At 43.1% G+C, this 1,735-nt stretch carries 3 protein-coding genes and 1 pseudogene; 2 read left to right on the plus strand and 2 right to left on the minus strand.

Going from position 1 to position 1,735, the window contains the following annotated elements:
* Both WEIDD23_RS13840 and WEIDD23_RS11825 read left to right on the plus strand, forming a co-directional pair.
* Positions 1-307 (plus strand): annotated as a pseudogene (locus tag WEIDD23_RS13840) (alpha/beta hydrolase); the annotation flags it as partial.
* Entirely contained in the window at positions 297-923 is a 627-nt protein-coding gene (locus WEIDD23_RS11825) for a GyrI-like domain-containing protein (protein WP_010369824.1), read from the plus strand. The pseudogene WEIDD23_RS13840 and the gene WEIDD23_RS11825, both read left to right, overlap by 11 nt.
* A 39-nt stretch (positions 924-962) precedes the next feature.
* Here WEIDD23_RS11825 and WEIDD23_RS11830 read toward each other — a convergent pair whose 3' ends face one another.
* Together WEIDD23_RS11830 and WEIDD23_RS11835 are read right to left on the minus strand one after the other, a co-directional pair.
* Positions 963-1,436 (minus strand): ASCH domain-containing protein, encoded by a 474-nt coding sequence (locus WEIDD23_RS11830; RefSeq protein WP_010369827.1) that lies wholly within the window; start codon positions 1,434-1,436, stop codon positions 963-965.
* A 143-nt stretch (positions 1,437-1,579) separates the two neighbouring features.
* Positions 1,580-1,735, minus strand: a 156-nt coding sequence (locus WEIDD23_RS11835) for a TrmH family RNA methyltransferase (protein WP_278279505.1), incomplete at its 5' end; no start/stop codon positions are given.

Raw genomic sequence — 1,735 nt, forward strand, 5'->3', positions numbered from 1 at the left:
TCCAGTTCTATCCTTACCCGCGATGCCTGATGTCATTAAAGTTATTAGTGAACACCATAGCCTACAAGATGCCGTGGTATCACCGCTATATGGTAATTTTGATAACCAACATATCTTACTTATTAGTGGTACCCGTGATTTAACTAATCCTGACAACCGACTCTTTGCCACAAAATTCGCGGCAAACGTGACTTACATTGAAGGGGAAGGATTACCACACGCCTATCCAATTTGGCCATTAACCCGGAACACCTCAGTCAAGCGTGACATTTATGATTTTTTGATGGGGCATACTGATGAAATTTGATTTGAAAAAAGAAGGTAAGACAGAACTAAACAAAACCCGGCGTCCGGCCTTACTAACCATACCTAGTCACTATTACTTAGCAATCACCGGCACCGGCGATCCAAACACCATGAACTTTGGTGATCACATCGCAGCACTCTATGCGATTGCTTATCCAATCAAAATGGCTTATAAAAAAACACCCTCTCATGATAGTCACTATACTGACTATGTTGTGCCACCGCTCTGTGGTGATTGGTCGATCTCCGAAGCGGCAATTAACCGCGAGAGCTGGGACAAGACGGATTTTGTGTATACATTACGAATCATGATACCTGATTTTGTTCCCTTAGCATTAGCCTCAAAGATTTTAGCTACTAAGCAACAACAAACTGAAGACAAGCTTTTACGAGAAGTCACCATCGTTAATCTGCCGGCGCAAGAGGTTGTTCAAATGTTACACGTTGGTCCTTATGACGAAGAACAAATAACCTTTGATTACTTAACGATGTTCTTAGAAGACCAGCAATTACAGCGAACTTCCAAAACGCACACTGAGATTTATTTAAGTGATGCCCGTCGAACAGCTCCTGATCGACTTAAAACAATTCTGCAAATAACCGTTGCGCGTAAATAAAGACCCCACCAACGCTTTCGTCAGTGGGGTCTCTTTTTGCTATCGTAGTGGTTCACTATAAATAACAGTCAACTCTTCTAGAACAACATGCAAACGCGTTAAGTCTAGTAACTCACCAGCTTCCGCAAACTCTGCTCTAAAAAACGGTTCATGAACTTGTCGCCAGTATGCCAAACTGCGATCACCTTCACCTTCTGCGTAGGCATGGCGCTCATCAACATCAGCATACTTGCGCACTTCAACATTAGTCGTGCAAATAATGGCCACTGGTTCTCCTGCCCCGTTAAGCAAAACATCATAACCCTGCTTAGCAACCGGGATTGGTTCATTCTCAAGTTGATATAACTCATATGCGCTTGCTGTGGCAGTCTTAATACCTGTTAATGTCAAACGTGCCAAGTCATCAGCTTGCTGTGACCCTTTACCAAACGCCCAAGCTGAACCAAACACAGCCGTTGGTTCATTCATGTCCGTCTTAAATTGTTCCCAATATTTTGTAACGTTATCTGTCATGTTGTCCCCCTTAACCACTTCAGTCTACCAAATTCACTGATTTTGTGCTTATCTGTGATTTGATTTTCGGTCAACAACAAAAAAACTGAGCACGCCATGTTGTCGTGCTCAGTTTATAGACTGTCTGTTAATATGTCTAAGTCCTACTCGGCTGGCGCTTCAGGAACTGGATGTTGGGCCGTATACAAGGCCGCAATAATACCATGTGCAACAGATACGTTGAGTGACCGAACTGAACCGGTTTGTGGAATGTAAATCATCGCATCCGCAGCTTGAATCAATTCATCAGCCAAACCAAT

The organism is Weissella sp. DD23 (genome assembly GCF_001579105.1).
GTDB classification, from domain to species: Bacteria; Bacillota; Bacilli; order Lactobacillales; family Lactobacillaceae; genus Weissella; species Weissella cibaria.